The organism is Paludisphaera soli (genome assembly GCF_011064595.1).
Classification (GTDB): domain Bacteria; phylum Planctomycetota; class Planctomycetia; order Isosphaerales; family Isosphaeraceae; genus Paludisphaera; species Paludisphaera soli.
Map to the genome: position 1 here is coordinate 106,450 of NZ_JAALJI010000018.1, position 19,404 is coordinate 125,853.

At 70.2% G+C, this 19,404-nt stretch carries 11 protein-coding genes; 9 read left to right on the forward strand and 2 right to left on the reverse strand.

From position 1 onward, the window contains the following. The first annotated feature begins 40 nt into the window (after window positions 1–40). The 5 genes from pilM to G6O68_RS20950 all read left to right on the forward strand — a co-directional run bounded on the left by pilM (window position 41) and on the right by G6O68_RS20950 (window position 12,442). Window positions 41–2,542, forward strand: a complete 2,502-nt coding sequence (pilM, locus tag G6O68_RS20930; RefSeq protein ID WP_165250589.1) for a type IV pilus assembly protein PilM — start codon at window positions 41–43, stop codon at window positions 2,540–2,542. Window positions 2,543–2,644: 102 nt separating this feature from the next. Then, complete coding sequence (locus G6O68_RS32440; RefSeq protein ID WP_206108170.1) at window positions 2,645–4,468, forward strand: hypothetical protein; 1,824 nt, start codon at window positions 2,645–2,647, stop codon at window positions 4,466–4,468. A gap of 86 nt (window positions 4,469–4,554) precedes the next feature. Next, window positions 4,555–6,651: a hypothetical protein gene (locus G6O68_RS20940; protein ID WP_165250590.1), complete on the forward strand. Its 2,097-nt coding sequence runs from the start codon at window positions 4,555–4,557 to the stop codon at window positions 6,649–6,651. A 401-nt stretch (window positions 6,652–7,052) separates the two neighbouring features. Continuing rightward, a complete protein-coding gene (locus G6O68_RS20945) occupies window positions 7,053–11,552 on the forward strand; it encodes a type II secretory pathway, component PulD (RefSeq protein ID WP_165250591.1) in 4,500 nt (1,499 codons plus the stop codon). Between the two features lie 182 nt (window positions 11,553–11,734). After that, window positions 11,735–12,442: a YdjY domain-containing protein gene (locus G6O68_RS20950; protein WP_165250592.1), complete on the forward strand. Its 708-nt coding sequence runs from the start codon at window positions 11,735–11,737 to the stop codon at window positions 12,440–12,442. A gap of 38 nt (window positions 12,443–12,480) precedes the next feature. On the opposite strand, the gene G6O68_RS20955 is transcribed toward G6O68_RS20950, so the two are convergent. Continuing rightward, complete coding sequence (locus G6O68_RS20955; RefSeq protein ID WP_165250593.1) at window positions 12,481–12,699, reverse strand: hypothetical protein; 219 nt, start codon at window positions 12,697–12,699, stop codon at window positions 12,481–12,483. A gap of 397 nt (window positions 12,700–13,096) precedes the next feature. On the opposite strand from G6O68_RS20955, the gene G6O68_RS20960 reads away from it, so the two are divergent. The 4 genes from G6O68_RS20960 to G6O68_RS20975 all read left to right on the forward strand — a co-directional run bounded on the left by G6O68_RS20960 (window position 13,097) and on the right by G6O68_RS20975 (window position 18,166). After that, window positions 13,097–14,014, forward strand: coding sequence for an ABC transporter ATP-binding protein (locus tag G6O68_RS20960; RefSeq protein WP_240911415.1), 918 nt, complete (start codon window positions 13,097–13,099; stop codon window positions 14,012–14,014). Next, window positions 14,011–14,838, forward strand: a complete 828-nt coding sequence (locus G6O68_RS20965; RefSeq protein WP_165250594.1) for an ABC transporter permease subunit — start codon at window positions 14,011–14,013, stop codon at window positions 14,836–14,838. Before G6O68_RS20960 ends, G6O68_RS20965 begins: the two co-directional genes overlap by 4 nt. Before the next feature lie 35 nt (window positions 14,839–14,873). Further along, the gene (locus G6O68_RS20970; protein WP_165250595.1) at window positions 14,874–15,692 is read left to right on the forward strand and encodes a PhzF family phenazine biosynthesis protein; all 819 of its coding nucleotides are present in this window, start codon (window positions 14,874–14,876) and stop codon (window positions 15,690–15,692) included. 380 nt (window positions 15,693–16,072) lie between these two features. Further along, on the forward strand, window positions 16,073–18,166 hold the full coding sequence (locus G6O68_RS20975; RefSeq protein ID WP_165250596.1) for an FG-GAP repeat domain-containing protein: 2,094 nt from the start codon (window positions 16,073–16,075) through the stop codon (window positions 18,164–18,166). Between the two features lie 19 nt (window positions 18,167–18,185). Here the strand turns inward: G6O68_RS20975 and G6O68_RS20980 are convergent, their stop codons facing one another. Further along, on the reverse strand, window positions 18,186–19,370 hold the full coding sequence (locus G6O68_RS20980; protein ID WP_165250597.1) for a trans-sulfuration enzyme family protein: 1,185 nt from the start codon (window positions 19,368–19,370) through the stop codon (window positions 18,186–18,188). Window positions 19,371–19,404 lie beyond the last annotated feature (34 nt).

Consider the following 19,404-nt stretch of genomic DNA (forward strand, 5'->3'; position numbering starts at 1 on the left):
GGGGCCTCCCGTCCGCTCGACCCGAGAGGAGTCTCACCTCATGGCGAAGATCCAGTCCGTCTGGGCGATCGACATCGGCCAGGCCGCGCTGAAGGCGCTCAAGCTGGCCCCCGGGGGGGACGCCGAGCACGTCACCGCCGAGGCGTTCGACTTCATCGAGTATCCCAAGCTCCTCAGCCAGCCCGACGCCGACCCCGAGGAGCTGGTCCGCGAGGCCCTGGCGACGTTCACCGACCGCAACGACCTGAAGGGCTGCCGGGTGGCCATCGCCGTCCCCGGCCAGGCCGGCCTGGTGAAGTTCATCAAGCTGCCTCCGGTCGAGAAGAAGCGGATCCCGGACATCGTCAAATTCGAGGCCAAGCAGCAGATCCCGTTCGCCCTCGAGGAGGTCGTCTGGGCCTACCAGCAGATCGGCGACGACGACGAGGAGGGGGACGACGACGAGTTCATGATGGCCGAGGTCGGCCTCTTCGCCATGAAGCGGGACCAGATCGCCCGCGCCATCCTCCCCCTGACCGTCGCCGGCATCGAGGTCGACGTCGTCCAGATGGCCCCGATCGCCCTGTACAACTACATCACCTACGACCAGATCAAGGGGAGCGGCTCCAAGGACTCGGTGGTCCTCCTGGACATCGGGGCCGACAACACCGACCTGATCATCACCGACGGCGTGCGGATCTGGCAGCGGAACGTGCCGATCGGCGGCAACCACTTCACCCGGGCCCTGACCAAGGAGCTGAAGCTCACCTTCGCCAAGGCCGAGCACCTGAAGCGGAACGCCACCAAGGCCCCCGACCCCCGCGCCATCTTCACCGCCATGCGGGGCGTGTTCAACGACTTCGCCAGCGAGGTCAACCGCTCGATCGGCTTCTATTCGAGCATCAACCGGACGGCCAAGATCCGCAAGGTGGTGGGCCTGGGCAACGGCTTCAAGCTGCCGGGGCTCCAGAAGTTCCTCCAGCAGAACCTCAGCCACGAGGTCGAGAAGGTCGACGAGTTCAAGAGGCTGGAAGGCGACGAGGTCAAGGCGGCGCCCCAGTTCCAGGACAACCTGGCGTCGTTCGCCGTCGCCTACGGCCTGGCGCTGCAGGGGGCGGGCCGGTCGGCCCTGCGGACCAACCTGCTGCCGCCGGAGATGGAGACCATCCGCCTGATCCGGGCCAAGAAGCCCTGGGCGCTGGCCGCCTCGGCCCTGATCATGCTGGGCCTCAGCTCGCTGTTCGTGCTGGGCGACTACCGGGCGCTCGCCAAGATCTCCACCCCGCAGTTCAAGTCGGCCGTCGACCAGGCGACCGGCGTCTCCAAGAACGGGGCGTCGATCAAGAGCGGCCTCGACACCGCCAAGTCCGAGTGGCAGGCCAAGTACGACGAGGGCAAGGCCCTGATCATCGACCCCTCCAACAAGGGGATGTGGCCCGCCTTCCTCAAGACCGTCAGCGGCTACTTCCCCGACCCCGTCGCCGACTACGGGCTCAACCCCAACGAGCCCAAGAACGAGTACCTGATCGAGAAGCTCCGCCTCCACATCGACCGGATCATGCCGGTCTGGCGCACCGACCTCGCCGTCGACTGGTTCGACGAGCTCGACCCGCTCTACAAGCGGCTCATGCACCCCTACGACGCCGAGAACCCGCCGACCGGCGAAGGCTGGATCGTCCAGGTCGTGGCGCACCACTACAACCCGTACCCCAACGCCGAGCAGCTCCGTCTCCCCGTCGACGACCCCCGCCGGGTCGACTTCGGCCCCTACGAGTTTCTCGTCCGCAAGGTGCTCCGCAAGCTCAACTCCCCCTCGCTGCGGCTCTACGGCGTCACCCACGTCGCCCTGGCCTGGATGAACACCGACAAGAACTGGACCAACGAGAAGGGGAGCCAGACCAACAACCTCGCCAGCCGGACCGTCCCCCTCCTCGACCGCGCCGCTCCTCCGGTTGAAGAAGGCGGCGCAGGCGAGATGGGAATGATGGGCGGGATGATGGGGAGTATGATGGGGAGCATGAGTTCCGGCATGATGGGAGGCCGGGGCGGCCGAATGGGTGAGATGGGCGGCATGGGCATGGAAGGTATGATGGGCATGGGGAGCATGATGCCCGGCATGATGGGCCCCGGCGGGATGCGCGGCATGGGCGGACCGAACGCCGAGGCCGAGAAGAACATCCGCAAGCTCACCCGCACCGACTTCCTGCTCCAGTTCGTCTGGATCCCTCCCGCGCCCAGCGAGGAGGACAAGGACAAGACCCCCGAGGAGCTGCTGGAAGCCCGCAAGGCCCAGCTCCAGGAGATCGTCGGCAAGATGAGCGAGGCCGAGAAGGGGAACTCGGCGGTCACGATCCCGGTGTCCGAGGCCGAGATCGAGAAGGCCTCCACCAAGAAGTCCGACGAGATCGACAGCGCCATCACCAAGGCCCTGAGCGCCCCCGCGCCGGGGACCCCGGGTGCCCCCGCCGCCAAGGGAGCGACGCCCCCCGCCGCCCCGGGCGCCGCGACGCCCCCGGCCGCCAAGGGCGCGGCGGCACCGGCCGAGGCCGCCCCCAAGTCCTGATCCATCGAGACGCCGTCGCCGTCCCCGGGGCCGAATCGGCCCCGGGACGGCCGGCGGCCTCGCCCCTTCCCTTCCCCGGCCCATCGATCGAGGTTGCCCATCATGGATCAAGTCAAGGATATCCTCCGGCAGATCGCCCGGTACCGATTCTGGATCTCCGTCTGCATCGCGGCCATGCTCTCGGCCGGGGCGTACGTCCTCGGCTCGGGCCCGGTCCAGAAGCAGACCGCCGACGAGACCGGCAAGATCACGTCGGCCTACAAAGACGTCCAGCAGTATGCCAGCAGCACCGTCCCCACCGGCGACTTCGCCCCGATCGTGGAGCAGAAGACGGCCGTCCTGACCAAGGACGTCGACACCGCCTGGCGGAAGCTCTACGATCGCCAGGCACCCCTCCTGACCTGGCCCGAGACCGTCTCGGAGCGGTTCACCAAGTGGGGCCGCAAGTGGCCTGAGGACGTCGCCCCGAGCGCCGTGACGCTCGCCATCGTCGACTACGTCGAGGCCTACGACCCCTACGTCGATCAGGTCTTCAAGGTCTTCCGGCCGTTCGACTACGAGACCGGTGAGGGGGTGGTCGCCTCGGCACCCAAGGAGCAACTCCTCCGCCCCGTCAAGTTCGACCTCAATTCCAAGCCCCCCCGCCTCGGCGACGTCTGGTCCGCCCAGGAACGGCTCTGGGTCCAGCGCACCGCCCTCGAGGTGATCGCCGCCGTCAACCGCGGCGCCAAGGACTGGAACTCCGCCTACATCAAGGAGATCAAGGCCCTGGAAGTCGGCAGCGCCCTGGCCCAGGACCAGCGTTCGCTCGCCGCCGGCGAGGAGCTGGAAGAAGCCGAATCCATCCTCGCCCCGGGTGAGACCGAGGAAGAGGAAGAAACCGGCGGCATGGGCGAGATGGGGATGATGGGCGGCATGATGGGCGAGGCGATGAGTCGCCGTAGTGGAATGATGGGCGGCGGCGGCGGCCCCGCGGCCGGCACCAACGAGGCCGAGAGCGTCCTCTTTCTCAAGCCCGAGAACGCCACCCAGTACAAGATCCTGCCGATCATGCTGACCGTGCTCGTCGATCAGGACCACGTCCAGGATCTGCTCGTCGAGCTGGAAAACTCGCCCATGTCCATCGAGGTCCGTGACTTCGAATTGCTCCGACCCACCGAGAAGGTCACGAAACCCGAGAAGGGCGAGCAGTTCATGGGTGGCTACGGCATGATGGGAATGATGGGGATGATGGGTGGCCGCGGTCGCGGCGGCATGCAGGGTTATGGTGGGATGATGTCCGGCATGATGGGTGGCCGCGGCGGCCGCATGGACGAGATGGGAATGGCCGGAATGATGGGGGGCATGGGCCCCGGCATGGGCGGCATGGGTGCCATGGGAGGAATGAACACCCGGAAGGGCGTCGACAAGCGTGGCGAGAACCGCGCCGAGAAGCGCAAGGAAGACGAGAAGGCCCTGGCGGCCTCCCGCCCCGTCGTCAACTTCGACGCCTACTTCAACATCGTCGAGGTCACCGTCTACGGTCAGGCCCGCTTCTATAACGATCCGGCCCTGGAGCCCGCGGCGACCGATTCGCTGGGCGAGGCCGGTGCCGAGGCCGAGACGCCCGCGGAACCGACTGCGGAAACGACCCCGGGCGAAGCCCCCGCCGAGACCCCGGCCGTCGAGACTCCGGCCGCCGAGACCCCGAAGGCCGACGCCTCGCCGACGGAGGCCACTCCGGCCGAGGCGCCGAAGGCGGAAGCGGCCCCGGCGGACGCGCCGAAGACGGATGCGCCCCCGGCCGAGACCCCCGCGGCCGAGGCGCCGAAGGCGGAAGCGGCCCCGGCCGCGCCCGCCCAGCCGGCCGAGGCGCCGAAGGCGGAAGCGACCCCGGCCGCGCCCGCCCAGCCGGCCGAGGCGGATGCGGCGGCCCCCCAACCCTGACCCCTCGCCTCGCGGCGGAGCGAACCACCCGATCGACCACGGTCCTCCCCAAACCCGGGGGGCTCACTTCTCACGGAGATCCTCGCATGGCCAACGCCACTGCGGAAAAGCTCAAGAACTTCGGCCTGAGGTTCGGCGACAAGATCGCCGTGGCCCTGGCCTCGGTCCTCTTCGTCTTGTGTCTGGTCAGCGCCCTGCAGCGGCCGACGATCGACGTCTCGCCAGAGCAGATCAAGAAGGCGGCCGAGCAGTCCGACTCCAACCTGCGCCGCAAGGTCCCGACCGATCAGATCGTCGAGACCCTGGCCGAGGGGGGCCTCAAGAATTCCGACTTCGCCAAGGAGGCCGAGAAGTCGTCGCAGATGGTCCTCGTGGCGGCCGACTTCAAGCCCCGCCGCGAGTGGGTGGTACCTGAACCGGGCGCGGGCCTGATCCGCGACCAGCCCGAACTGATCGCGCCGACCGACGTCTTCGCCTATCCCGGCCGCGGCGGGGCGCTCGTGTACGCCCTCGACGCCGAAGGGAACCGGATCGTCGAGACCGAGACGAAGGAGCCGCCGAAGTCCACCACCTTCCGCCGCAACCGTCGCGGTCGTCGCGGCGGTGGAGGCTCGTCGAGCATGATGGGAAGCATGATGGGCGGAATGGGCGGCATGGGCATGGAAGGCATGATGGGCGGGGCCCCTCGGACCCCTGAGGAGGAGAAGGCCCAGAAGGCCGAGTACGAACGCCGCAAGCGTGAAATGCAGGCCCGCCTGGCCGGCAAGGACGCGCCCGCCAAGGACGAGCCCGAGGATCCGGCCACGAAGGGCCAGGGCCCGCCCGCCAAGGAGATCACCAAGGGGCTGCGCTGGGTCGCCCTGACCGCGACCCTCGACCACAAGCAGATGCTCGACAACTACCGCTCGGCGCTCAAGAACCCGGCGATCGCCCACCCCAACTACTCCCGCCTGGACGTCCAGCGTCAGGCGAAGCAGAAGGACGGCTCCTGGAGCGATTGGGCCGACGTCTCGGCCGACCGCAACCTGGAAATCCTCGACAACCTGCCGATGGAGGACGAGGAACTCGCCCCCGATACCGTCCGCCCCTCGAACCTCGTCGACCCCCTGCCGTTCCTGACCACCGGCCTCTGGGAGAAGGTCCACATCGCCAGCCTGGTCCCCAAGGAGTTGAAGGACATCCCCGACCCGACCGCGGCCGGCCAGGGAGGCATGATGGGCCGGGGCGGCATGATGGGAAGCATGATGGGGGGCATGATGGGCATGGAAAGTGAGATGGGCGGCATGATGGGCGGCTCCGGCATGATGGGCGGCTCCGGCATGATGGGCCGGGGCTCCGGCAGCATGATGGGCATGGCCGGCATGATGGGCATGGAAGGTGAGATGGGCGGAATGATGGGCGGCTCCGGCATGATGGGGGGCGGGGCCACCGAGACCCTGGCCAACTTCTGGCGGTCCGAGGAAGAGAAGGTGATGATCCGCGCCCTGGACTTCACCGCCCAGCCGGACGAGAGCTACCGCTACCGGGTCCGGATCGTGGTCTACAACCCGAACCTGAGCCGGGACGACGTCTCGCCGGGCGTGGACACCAAGTCCGAGACGCTGCCAGGCCCCTGGAGCGAGACGACGGCCGAGGTCCACATGCCGCCGGACGTGACCGCTTACGCGATGGGGACGCTCCCCGCCACGCCCAAGTCGGAGATGAAGGTGGTGTTCCAGGTCGTGAAGTTCAACCCGGAAGACGGCATGATCCTGCCCCGGAACTTCGAGGCCAGCCCCGGCGAGATCATCGGCGACCCGCGATCGGCCCCGATCCCGACGTCGGACGGCACGGGCCAGAAGACGAAGCTCGTGGACTTCAACAGCCACCTGATCGTGCTGGACGTGGCCGGCGGCCTCAAGCCGCTGCCGGAGGACTTCCCGGGCAACGTGATCGCCCAGCCGGCCGTCGCCCTGCTGCTGCGTCCCGACGGGGCCGTGGAGCTCCGGGACGAGGCCGAGGACCGTCCCGACGAGGTCCGCAAGGACGTCGAGAGCAACTACAAGCGCGAGCTCAAGGAGTCCGACAAGGTCCGCTCCAGCTCCATGGGGGGCGGCTACGGCGACATGATGGGCGGGATGGGCTCCGGGATGATGGGCGGCTCCGGGATGATGGGCGGCGGCACCGGCCGCGGCCGTCGTTGATCCCCGAGATTCTCCGACCCGTCCGATTCGACCGACCGACCGAACGACCCGAGACGCCCCCGCCGTACAGCCGGCGGGGGCGTTTTTTCTTGCCTCGTCGGAGCGGCCGGCATTTTCCGCGTTTTCGGGAAAAGTCGACCCCCCGTCTTGACCGAAACTCTCATTAGAGGTACACACCGCCGCATCTTCTCCCGTTCTCGACGCGCCCCTTTGGATGAACACCTCGACTCGACGCGTCGGGAGGGATTTTCGTTTCACTTGGGTTGAAGACCCCGTCCTGGTGTACCTGGACGGGTTCCGGGCGCAGCTGCCGCACAAATTGTCTCTCGCCGTGGGACTCGAACGAAGGCCGCTCTCAGGGATGTAGGCGGTCGTCCGCGTGGCGGCGAAAGGAGGTCGCGTTGAGAAGGCTCAGAACGCTCACTTTCATCATGGTCCTCGGTGCAGGGGGGGGAGCGTCCACGGAAGGTGCGACCCTCGACGACGCGGTCGCCTCGCCGTCATCGACGACGGCCCGGAAGCCGTCGCCGGCGCCCCCGGTCAAGTATCTGGAGGCGGGGGCCAAGCTCTTCAACGGCGGGCAGTTCGACCTGGCCGCCAAGTATCTCGATGCGGCCCAGCTGTATCGCGATCAATTGGAGCCGGCCCACCAGGCCCTGCTCGACGAATATGCGAGGGAGCTCAAGAAGGTCAAGGGGACGGTCCTGGCGGCCGCCCCGGCCCCGGCGCCGGCCGCAACGCCGGCCGCCGCGGCGGTGACGCCGTCGGCCTCGTCGCCGGCGATCGCCGAGGCCCGCCCGGTCTCGCGTACGGAATCGGCCCCGGCCTCGGCCCGGCCCGAAGACCCGGACGCGAAGCAGCGGGGCCGCTGGCTCCTGCAGGAGGCCGGCGAGCAGATCCTGCTCGGCGACTACGACGCCGCCGAGGCGAAGATCGCCGAGGCCGAGGCCCTGAACGTCAAGTGGGGGCTCTTCGACGTGACGCCGGCCAAGGCCCGCGCGTCGCTGGCGAAGGCCCGCCCGAAGGGGGCCCCGGCCGCCGCGGGCAAGGCCGTGCAGGTGGCGGACCACAAGACCGCCAAGGCCAAGCTCAAGGAGGCCCGCACCGCCCTGGACGACCGCAAGTTCGAGGTCGCCGAGGCCATCGCGCTGGAGGTCAAGGGCTGGAACCTGTCGTACGGCATGTTCGAGGACAACCCGGAGAAGGTGGCGGCCGCCGCCCGCGCCCTCCGCAAGCGTGACGCGATCCGCGGCACGCCGAGCCGGGACCAGGCCAGCCCGGGCGTCTACGACGTGCTGGTCCAGGAGTCCCGCGAGCTGTTGAAGGCGGGCAAGCTGGCGGAGGCCGAGTCCAAGGCCCGCCAGGCCCAGCGCATGAACGTCGTCCCGGCCCTGACCGCCGACCGGGCGGAGGCCGTGCTGCACGAGGTCGCCATGGCCCGCGCCGCCGGCGACGCCGCCCCGACCGTCGCGGCCGCCCCGGCCGAGACCGTGGAGCGCGAGGCCGACGCCCTGCTCGCCAAGGGCGACCAGGCCGCGGCCGCCGCCAAGTTCGCCGAGGCCGACCGGCTCCGCGCCCAGGGCGCCGGCCTGCCGGCCCTCGCCGTCGCCTCCCCGCGGATCGACGACCAGGTGCAGAAGAGCGGGGCCGAGGAGCCCGCTCTCGACGCGCCGGGACTCGAACTCGCCCCGGCCCCCGCCCTCGCGGCGGACGCCGACGACCTCGCCGCCCCGGCCCCGGCCCCGGCCGAGGCCCCGGCCCCCGCCCTCGCGGCGGACGCCGACGACCTCGCCGCCCCGGCTCCGGCCGCGGCCCCGGCCCTCGCCGACGTCGACGCCGACGCGGCCCCGGGCAAGCCCGGCGATCGGATGCTGTCCCAGGCCAAGGCCCTCTACTCCGAAGGCAACTACGCGGCCGCCCGGCAGCTCGCCGAGCAGGTCAAGGCCGGCGGCTTCGGCCTCGAGGACGAGGCCGACGAGCTGTCCGCCCAGGTCGGCCTCGCCGAGCAGGGGGGCGCCCTCAGCCTGTACGAGTCCGCCCTCACCGCGATGCGGCAGGGTGAGAAGGATCGGGCCAGGAACCTGCTGACCGAGGTCGCCTCGGCCGGCTCGGTCCTCGACGAGAGCCTCCAGGCCAAGGTCCAGGAGCTGCTCAAGTCCCTGACCACCGACCAGATCGGCGATCCCGCCGGTCGGGCCGTCGTCAACGACCGGATGCAGAGCGCCAGCGACGTCGAGAGCGTCGCCGCCCAGAAGCTCAACGCCGAGGTCGGCGCCAAGATCGCCGAGGCCCGCCGGCTCCAGGAAGTCGACCCCGAGAAGGCCCTGGCCATCTACGAGCAGACCCTCAAGGCGGTCAAGGCCTCGGAAGTCGCCCCCAACCTCCAGCGTCCGATGGTCCGCCGCCTCGAGGTGGCCGTCGAGCTCGCCAAGAAGGACAAGGTCCTCTTCGACGAGAAGATGAAGGAGAAGGGCGCCCGCGAGGAGATCGAGGTCAAGCGGCTGCGGATCCTCGAGGCCGACAAGGCCAAGAAGGCCCGCTACAAGGAGCTGTTCGAGAAGGCCCAGGCGGCCTACGCCACCGAGGACTTCTACCGCGCCGAGTCCTACGCCAAGCAGGCCATGGAGATCGACCCCACCGAGGTCGCCGCCCCCATGATGGTCTTCAAGGCCAAGGCCGAACGCCGGTACAAGCAGGACAAGGACACGAAGGCCGCCAAGGAGGACGCCGTGGTCGTCGCCCTCCAGGAAGTGGACCGCGCGTCCTACGCCGACCCCGAGGTCCAGCTCCGGGACATCAGCTTCCCGAAGAGCTTCAACGACCTGACCAAGAGCCGCCTGGCGATGAACAAGCGGCTGGAGCCCAAGAAGAACCCCAAGACCCTGGCGGTGGAGACCAAGCTCCGCGAGCCCATCAGCGTCAACTTCGACAAGCAGCCGCTCGGCGAGGCCATGGCGTTCATCAGCAACTACACCGGGGTGAACATCACGATCGACCCGAAGGCGCTCAGCGACGAGGGCCTCACGTCCTCGACGCCGGTGTCGCTGAACCTGGCGAACGTGTCGCTCAAGACGGTGCTGAAGCTCATGCTCAAGCCCCTGGGCATGAACTACACGATCGAGGAAGACGTCCTCGTCGTCACCAACAACCAGGCCTCGAGCCAGGAGACGTTCACCAACACGTACTACGTCGGCGACCTGATCGTGCCCAAGTCGAAGACCGGCCAGGAGACGGCCGGCTCGGCGTTCAGCCCGATCAAGGTGCCCAACGCCGACGGGACCGGCGGGGCCCAGGGGATCCCCCTGGGGGCGACCACGCCCGGGGCGCCGACGGCCGTCGGCCAGGAGCGGCCCGAGGTGAACATGGCCCCCCTGATCCAGCTCATCACCGCCTCGATCGCGCCCAACACCTGGCGGGTCATCGACGGCGGCGAGAACGGCCAGGACGTCTCGGCGGCCTACGGCCTCGGCGGCGGCTTCGGCGGCGGCGGCGGGGCGGGCGGCGACATCGACGCGGGGCGTCCCCCCGGCTCGATCACGCCGTTCTTCCTCAGCATCAGCCTGATCATCCGCCACACGGCCGAGGTGCATGAACAGGTCGCCGACCTGCTCCGCCAGCTCCGCCGGCTCCAGGACCTGCAGGTCTCGATCGAGGTCCGGTTCATCACGGTCACCGACTCGTTCTTCGAGCAGATCGGCGTCGACTTCGACTTCGCCATCAACTCCAAGAGCGTGGGCAAGCAGAGCACCTGGGCCTACCCGAACAACACCGTCACCAACCAGTTCGGGGCGCCCGGCGGCGGCGGCACGACCGGCGGCGGCGGCGGGATCGGCGGCGGCGGCGGCACGACCGGCGGCGGCACGACCGGCGGCGGCACGACCGGCGGCGGCACGACCGGCGGCGGGGCCGGCGGGATCGGCGGCGGCGGGGCCGGCGGGATCGGCGGCGGCGGGGCCGGCGGCGGCATCGGCGGCGGCGGGATCGGCGGCGGCGGGGCCGGCGGCGGGATCGGCGGCGGTGGCGGCACGACCGGCGGCGGCGGCGGCAACACCACGCCCGCCTACCTGATCAACCCGATCCGCGACTACTCCAACTACCTCCCCGGCGGCAAGCAGCCGATCGTGGTGGGGACGCAGGGGGGCGGGCTCTACAACTTCTCGCCGAACCTGCAGATCCCGTTCACCAACACCCAGGGGAGCCTGATCGCCCCGTTCAACACGGTGGCCGGGGCCGGCGCCTCGCTGGGCATGGCGTTCCTGAGCGACCTGGAAGTCTACTTCTTCCTCACGGCCGCCCAGGGCGACACCCGCAACAACATCCTCCAGGCGCCCAAGGTGACCACCTTCAACGGCGCCGCGGCCACGATCCAGAACGGCGACGTGCAGTACTTCGTCTCGTCGCTGCTGCCGATCATCGGCCCCGGCTCGGTGGCCTTCCAGCCCCAGGTCACGCCGCTGAACAACGGCGTCTTCCTGACGGTCACCCCGGTCGTCACGGCCGACCGCCGGTACGTCCGGCTGAGCCTGTCGCCGCAGTTCACGATCGTCAACGGCTTCACCACGATCTCGGTCCCGGCCGCGGTCGGCGGGGCCGGCCTGGGCGGCGCCTCGGCGGCGATCAACGGCACGATCCAGCTGCCGAACTTCACCTTCACCACCGTCAACACCACGGTCACCGTCCCCGACGGCGGCACGGTGCTGCTCGGCGGCGTCAAGCAGCTCCAGGAACAGCGTCTGGAGTACGGCGTCCCCGTCCTCTCCAAGACCCCCTGGATCGACCGCCTCTTCCGCAACGTCGGCATCGGCCGCACGTCCTCCAGCCTCATGCTGATGGTGACCCCCCGGATCATCATCCTCGAGGAAGAGGAAGAGCGGCTGGGCATCCCCTCGGTCGCCTTCTGACCCGAGGGCCGTCGACCGCGACGGGACGAGAAAGGGGCCGCCGGGATCAACTCCCGGCGGCCTCGCCCGTTTCGAAGCCCGCGCCGCTTGCAACGGCCGCCGCGGCGGATCATGCTGGAGGGCCGGGCGGCGGCCGGGATCGAACCCGTCCCGCCCCGCGACGAGGCCCCGAGGAGCCCCGCATGAGCCCGCTGATCCTGTCCGCGACCGTCCTGGCGACCCTGGGCTGGCAGGCCCCCGACGCCGAGCCGGCCGAGCCCCCCGCCGCCTTCAAGCCCGACCCCGCCTGGAAGCCCCTGGGGCGCAGCCTCTGGTTCGACGCCGCCTCGGAGCCCAAGCGGCTGATCGTCCGGGCCCGCGTCGCGTTCCGCGAGGGCCCGCTGGAGCACATGGTCTGCCTGCGGGGCACCAAGGAGCACGAATCGATCCTGGCGACCGACGCCCCCCCCACCCAGATCCACGCCGGGCTCCTCCTGACCGGCGCCGAGCCCGGCGGGCCCGTCCGCTTCAAGCCCGAGTTCCGCCCCCCCCACGGGCCGGCGATCGCCCTGACCGTCCGCTGGATGAAGGACGGCGAGGTCGCCGAGGCCGACGCCCGCACCTGGATCCTCGACGAGAAGACGAAGAAGGACCTCGACGTCGACTGGGTCTTCGCCGGCAGCATCCTCTACGAGGACCCGGTCACCCGGAAGTCCGTCTACGCCGCCGAGGAGGGGGACCTGATCACCGTCGCCAACTTCGCGAGCGCGATCCTCGACCTCCCCATCGTCAGCTCGGCCGACGACGCCGAGCGGACCTTCGTCGCGCACACCGATCGCATCCCCCCGATCGGGACCGAGGTCCAGCTCATCCTCAGCCCCCGGCCCGCCAGGGCCGCGAAGGCCCCATGAAACCGGCCCCGGCCGCCCTCCCGCGCCGCCGCCGACTCCTATTCGGCCACGCGCAAGGCGCACCAGACGCCGAAAGGATGGTACTGGGCGTCGATCGGCCGGACCTCCAGCTCCTCCCACTCCTCGCGCGACCAGATCAGGAGTCGCGCCGGATGGCCGTTGATCCGCCACCCGCACGTGGGCTCCCTCCGCTCCTCCGGCCTCTGCGGCCGGAAGCTCGACATCGCCGCGCCGCTCATCCGACGGGTATAAATCATTCCGGGACTCCTCTTCGGTCCGGGTCGAAACCGACCGCGCGGACGCCAGCGAGATTCTCTTGTCTTGGGACGCGACACCACGAACGAAGAGGCGAAAGCACCATCGCTCCCGCCCGGATCCGACTCGGCAACATGGTGTTCAAGGCTTTCGCCCGGGACGCGCGAGGGTCTCGGGGGCGATTCTCGTCGAGGGGTGCGGGCGATCGATCGAGCCTCGATCGCCGCTCAGGGAGCAGGGCTTAAAGTCATTTCCATTATGCGCTTATTAAGGCTTCGAGGCAAGGGCTTCGGCAAAGATTCTATGTTTTGATGATATGGTGCATGCATTGTTGGTGCTGCCGACCCGGGCCGGCCCCCGGCAGAGCCTCTTCGATACCCCGAAGCCGAGTCCCCGCCCATGGATAGACCCCCCCTGATCGTCTCGGACGGACTGACCAAGGCCTACGGGCCGACCTTCGCTCTACGCGACCTGAGCATGGACGTCCGTCAAGGAGAGGTGTACGGGTTGTTGGGACCTAACGGGTCGGGCAAGACGACCACGATCCGGCTCTGGCTAGGCCTGATGAGGCCGACGCGGGGCCGGGCGACGATCTTCGGCCACGACTGCTGGCGGGGCGGCCTGCAGGTGCGTCGGCTGGTCTCGTACCTGCCGGGCGAGCTGCGGATGCCGGGCTCGCTCTCGGGCCTGGGGGTGCTGAAGTTCCTGAGCGGGCTCCGCGACGGCGAGGGGCTCGACCGTGCGGCGGCGATCGCCGAGCGGGTCATGAAGCTGGACCTCCGCCGCAAGGTCCGCAAGTACTCCACCGGCATGAAGCAGAAGCTGGCCCTGGCGCAGGCGTTCGCCGACCCGGTCGACGTGCTGATCCTCGACGAGCCGACCTCGGCCCTCGATCCCTCGGCGCGGCTCGACGTGATGAACCTGATCCGCGAGGCGAAGGCCCAGGGCCAGACGGTCGTCTTCTCCGGCCACGTCCTCTCGGAGATCGAGGCGGTCTGCGACCGGGTCGCGATCCTCCGACGCGGCCGGCTGGTCCACGTCGAGGACATGCACGCCCGGCGTCGGCTCCGGATGCTCCTGGTCCGGTTCGCGGGCGGCGCGGCCCCCCCCTTCCCCGAGGAGCTGGGGCTTTCGGTGCGGAAGACGGAAGGCCCGGCGCTCCTGCTGGAGCATCGCGGGGAGCTGGCCCCCCTGCTCCGCTGGCTGGCGACGGCCCCGGTCGAGGACCTGGCGATCGGGACGGAGGACCTGCACAGCCTCTACAACCAGTTCCACGGCGCCGAGGCCGTCGACGAGGACGAGGAGCCCGCCCGATGAAGCCGTTCTGGACCCTGGTGCGCAAGAACTTCCACGACGTGCGCTGGTCGCTCTTCCTGTCGGCCGCCGCGCTGGCCGCGCTGGGGTGGCTGCTGGTCCACGTCGCCTCGCTCCAGGAGACGCGGATCCGCCAGGCCCTCAGCAACGGCAAGGGCTTCAACTGGGTCCGCCAGATGGGCCTGGACGCCGACCCGCCGTCGATCGAGATCATGATGGCGTTCTGGAACCACCCGTTCATCATCCTGGTGGTGGCGATGTGGGCGATCGGCCGGGGGTCGAACGCGGTCAGCACTGAGATCGAGCGCGGGACGCTCGACATGGTGATGTCGCGGCCGGTCTCGCGGTCGTCGTACCTGGCGTCGCAAGTCCTGACGTCGACCCTGGGCCTGCTGCTGATCGCGGCGGCCCTGGCGGCGGGGGCCTACGCGGCGACCTTCTACAACATCCTGAAGGTGCCGCCGCCGTTCTGGCTGCTGATGCGGCCGGCGTTCAACCTTGCGGCGCTGGCGTTCCCGATGTACGGCTACGCCCTGCTCCTCTCGTCGTTCGACATCGTCCGCTGGCGGCCCCTGACGATCGCCTCGGTGCTGACTTTGGGGGGCTTCATCGCGCGGGTGATCTCGGTGATCCCGGTCTTCAAGGACTCGGTTTGGCAGCCCTGGGCCGAACGTGCGTCGCTGTTCACGCTCTATAACCCCGTGGACGCCGTCTCCGAGCGTTCCCGTTACGATTTCGACGTGGCGGTGCTGTTGGGCCTGGGGTCGGCGTGCATCGCGCTGGCGTTCCTCGCGTTCGCCACGCGCGACCTGCCGGCCAACGCCTGACGCCCGCGACCGCCCAGAGCGAGGACTTCCCCGCCGTGAACCCGACCTTGACCACCGTCGACGCCTTCACCGACCGCCCGTTCGCCGGCAACCCGGCCGCCGTCTGCGTGCTCGACGCACCCGCCCCGGACGGCTGGATGCAGCTCGTCGCCCGCGAGATGAACCTGTCCGAGACCGCCTTCCTGCACCCGATCGACGGCGGCCCTCGTTATCGCCTGCGCTGGTTCACCCCGACGGTCGAGGTCGACCTCTGCGGCCACGCCACGCTCGCCACCGCGCATGTCCTCTGGGAGGAGGGGCGGCTCGCCCCCGACGCCACGGCCGAGTTCGAGACCCGCAGCGGCCTCTTGACCGCCCGCCGGGTCGACGGCTGGATCGAGTTGGACTTCCCCGCCAAGCCCGCCGACCGCCCGGTGAATCCCGCCGAGCTGGCGACGATCGCCGAGGCCCTGCGCGGCCCGGTCGTCTCGGCCCGCCGCAACGCGTTCGACCTGCTGGTCGAGCTGGCCGACGAGCGCGCCGTCCGCGAGCTGGCGCCGGACTTCGGCCTGGTGAAGGGGATCACCCCGCGCGGGGCGATCGTCACGAGCCGGTCGAGCGACCCGGCCTTCGACTTCGTCTCCCGCTTCTTCTGCCCCAACGTGGGCGTCGACGAGGACCCCGTCTGCGGCTCCGCCCATTGCTGCTCCGGCCCCTTCTGGGCCGCCCGCCTCGGCCGCGCCGACCTGCTCGCCCACCAGGTCTCCGCCCGGGGCGGCGTCCTCCGCCTCCGCGTCGGCCCCGACCGCGTCGCCCTCGCCGGCCAGGCCGTCACCACCTTCCGGGGCCAACTGCAAGGCGCGGCAGGGTTCTGACGACGTCGCGCGATCTCCGGCGGTTCGTCGGCCACTCATTGACACGCCCAGTTTGATCGGTAGTGTCGGGGTTGTTGATCTGGTCGATGTGATCGGTCGGTCGAACCACCCCCGGGCGAGCTTTCGCGATGCGGGGGAGGACTGCTCGATCCCGGCCCGCCCGCCGGATCGATCCGCGATGAAGCGGGAGCGCGGGCCGGCCGCATCGAGCCATCGAAAGGCATGCCATGAGCACGATTCAACGGATGGGCCCTCGGGCGTCCGGACGATCGTCGGGCCGCCCGCAGCGCGGGAGCACACAGATTCGACTCCGGGCCCAATGCGAACGGTTGGAGCCCCGGGCGCTCCTCAGCCTGTTCCCGGGGGTTCAGGATTATTCCGTGGGGGTCCTGAACCAGGCGGCGGCCGTGGGCGACTTCGATCGCGACGGCAACCTGGACCTCGCCACCGCGAACAGCGTAGGGGTGTCCGTGCTCCCCGGGCTGGGGACCGGAGGCTTCGGGAGCCCAAGGTCGTTCGAGGCCGGGGGCGGCGGCGCGGCGAGCCTAGCGGTCGCGGACTTCAATCGCGACGGCTGCCTCGACGTCGTGACGGCGAACCGCTTCCCCTTTTGCGTCGGTCTGCTGCTGGGCGACGGATTTGGCTCGTTCCTGCCGGCTTCCACCTTCACGGTCGGCGGTGGTCCCGTCTCGGTCGCTGTGGGCGACGTCGACGGCGACGGTCGGCTCGACGTGGTCACGGCCGAAGACGTCTTCGGCACGGTGAGCGTCCTGCTGGGCGACGGGCTCGGATCCTTCGCACCAGCCGTCTCGTCGCCGGCCGGGGTGCGGCCGGACGCGGTCGCCGTGGCCGATCTCGACGGGAATGGCCGGGCGGAATTGGTCGTGGCCGACCCCGGAGGCGGAGTGGTCCGGATCCTTCAGGGGGACGGCTCCGGGGCGTTCGTCGCGGCCGCGACCTACGCCGTCGGTACGGATCCGTCGGCGGTCGCCGTGGGCGATTTGGACGACGACGGTCGGCTCGACGTGGCCGTAGCCGATCGTGGCGCCGACGCCGTCGTCGTCCTTTACGCGCGACCGGACGGCTCCTACAGGGCCGGCGGTACAACGGCGGTGGGCCCGCAGCCAAATTCCTTGGCGCTGGCGGACCTCAACGGCGACGGGCTCCTGGATCTCGCCGTCGCCGCGTCCGGCGACTGGATGTTTGGCGGGCACGGCTTCAATCCGTCCCCGACTTCGGCCGGCGGGGTGAGCGTGCTCCTGAACCGGCGCCGCGGCGGTTTCACGCGGGTCCTTCCCGAGCTTCCGACCGGGGCGGAAGCCAGGGGGATCGTGGTGGGGGACTTCAATCACGACCGCCTCCCCGACTTCGCCACGGCGAACTTTTTCGGCTACAGCGCGAGCGTGGCCCTGGCGCAGAGCCCGGGAAAGTATCCGGCCTCCCATTCGTACGACGCCGGCCCGGCTCCCCTGGCGCTCGCTGCCGGCTCGATTTTCCGTCGCGGCGGGGCGGATCTGGTGAGCGCGGACCCGGCCGACCCGAGCGTTGGCCTGTTGCGCAACTTGGGCACGGGACGTTTCGCCCAACCTCGGACGCTCGACGTCGGCGTCAAGCCGCAGGCGATCACCCTGGGCGACCTCGCCGGACGCGGCTGGGACGCGATCCTCGCCGTCGGGAACGAGGGGGAGGACGGCCGCTTGACCGTTCGGCAAGGGCTCGGCCATGGCCGGTTCGGTGCCGCCCAGTCTTACAATGTGCCAGGCTCGCCCCGGGCGATCGCAATCGGCGACCTCGACGACGACGGCCGGAACGATGTCGTCACGGCAAACGGCTGGAGCGGCGATCTCAGCGTTTTCCTAAACGTCGGCCGCGGCCGGCTGGCGGTCTTCGGGACCTTCGCCGCCGGGGTGTATCCTGCGCATCTCGGGCTCGGTGACCTCGACTGCGACGGCAAGCTCGACGCCGTGGTCGCCGGCAGCTTCGGCAGCGAGGTCCTCGTCCTCCGCGGCCGGGGGGACGGCTCGTTCGAGCTCGGCCAGCCCTATCCGGCACCTCAGTTCCTGAGCGGGCTCGCGCTCGCTGATATGAACGTCGACGGCCGGCTCGACGTCGTCGTCGGTAGCGGATTGCCTGCACTCAGCGTGTTGTACAACCAAGGCGGCGCGCTGTCCGCCCCCGTCGGCTACCCGGGGCCGGCTTGGGGCTCAGGCCGCCTGGTCGTGGCCGATTTCGACGCCGACGGGCGGCCCGACGCCGTCGTGACGCAGGCGCGAGGGCAGATGGCGGCCTACGTGGGAGCCGGAGGGCTCCATTACGATGCCACCTACGCCGTCGCCCCCTTCCCCGTCAGCCTGGCCGCCGGGCCGTTCTTCGGGCCCGGCCGGACCGATCTGGCGGTGGGAGACTCCCTGGACGACCTGATCTATCTGTTCCCGGGGAGGGATACCAAGGGGGCGCTCAGGCGTTCGCGGTGAATCGGGCCCGCCGCTTCGCTCAGGCGAACTCCAGCGCCTGGGCGAAGTCGGCCCAGAGGTCCTCGACGTCTTCGAGGCCCACGGAGACGCGGATCAGGCCCGGGGTGACGCCGAGGCGTTGGAGCGTCTCGGGGTCCTGGCCGCGGTGGCTGGTGGTGCAGGGGTGGCTGACGGTGGTCTGGGCGTCGCCGAGGCTGGGGGCGAGGGGGATGGCGCGGAGGGCTCGGACGAGGCGGTCGGCCCGGTCGCGGCCGCCGGCGTCGAACGAGATCATCGCGCCGAAGCCGGCGGGGAACTGCCGTTTCGCCAGCGCATGGTCGGGGTGCGAGACGAGTCCGGGGTAGAGCGTCCGTTCGACTTTGGGGTGGGCGTCGAGCCGACGCGCCAGCTCCAGCGCGGTGAGCGAGGTCCGCTCGACCCGCAGCGGCAGCGTGACGGCCCCGCGCATGGCCAGCCAGGAGTCGAACGGGTTGCCGGTCTGGCCGAACGTCGAGGCGACCGCGTGGATCCGGGCGATCAGGTCGCGAGGGCCGACGACCGCCCCCAGCGTCACGTCGGCGTGGCCGCCGATCAGCTTGGTCAAGGAGTGGACGACCAGCGTCGTCCCCATCGCGATCGGCTTGCACAAAAGCGGGGCGAACGTGTGGTCGACCATCAGGGGGACGCCGGCCTCGCGGGCGACGGCCCCGATCCCCTCCAGGTCGCAGACCCGGAGCAAGGGGTTCGACAGGGTCTCGGCCACCACCAGGCGGGCGTCGGGCGCGGCGGTCAGGGCCTGGCGGAGCGTCTCGGGCCGCGAGGGGTCGAACAGTCCGTGGGTGACGCCGAACCGGGCCAGCTCGCGGGCGACCAGCGTGGTGGTCTTGCCGTAGAGTCCCTCGGAGAGGAGGACGCGGCCCCCCTGCTCCGCCAGGGTGAGGATCGTCGCGGCGATCGCCCCCATGCCCGAGGCGCAGACGACGCCGGCCTCGGCGCCTTCGAGCTTGGCGAGCTTGTCGGCGAGCTGGGCGGCGTTGGGGTGGCCGTCGCGGGCGTAGAAGAAGCCCTCGGCGCGGCCGTCGAAGAGGGCGTCGACCTCGTCGAGGCCGGCGATCCGGTAGACCGAACTGAGCTGGATCGGCGGGGCCAGGGGCTCGCTGATGGTGCGCGGGGGCTCGGGCGCGCGGGCGCAGCGGGTCGCGTCGGAGGGGTGGTCGTGGGGCATCGTCGGGCGTCCGTCCTTGCCTGGATCGTCGGTG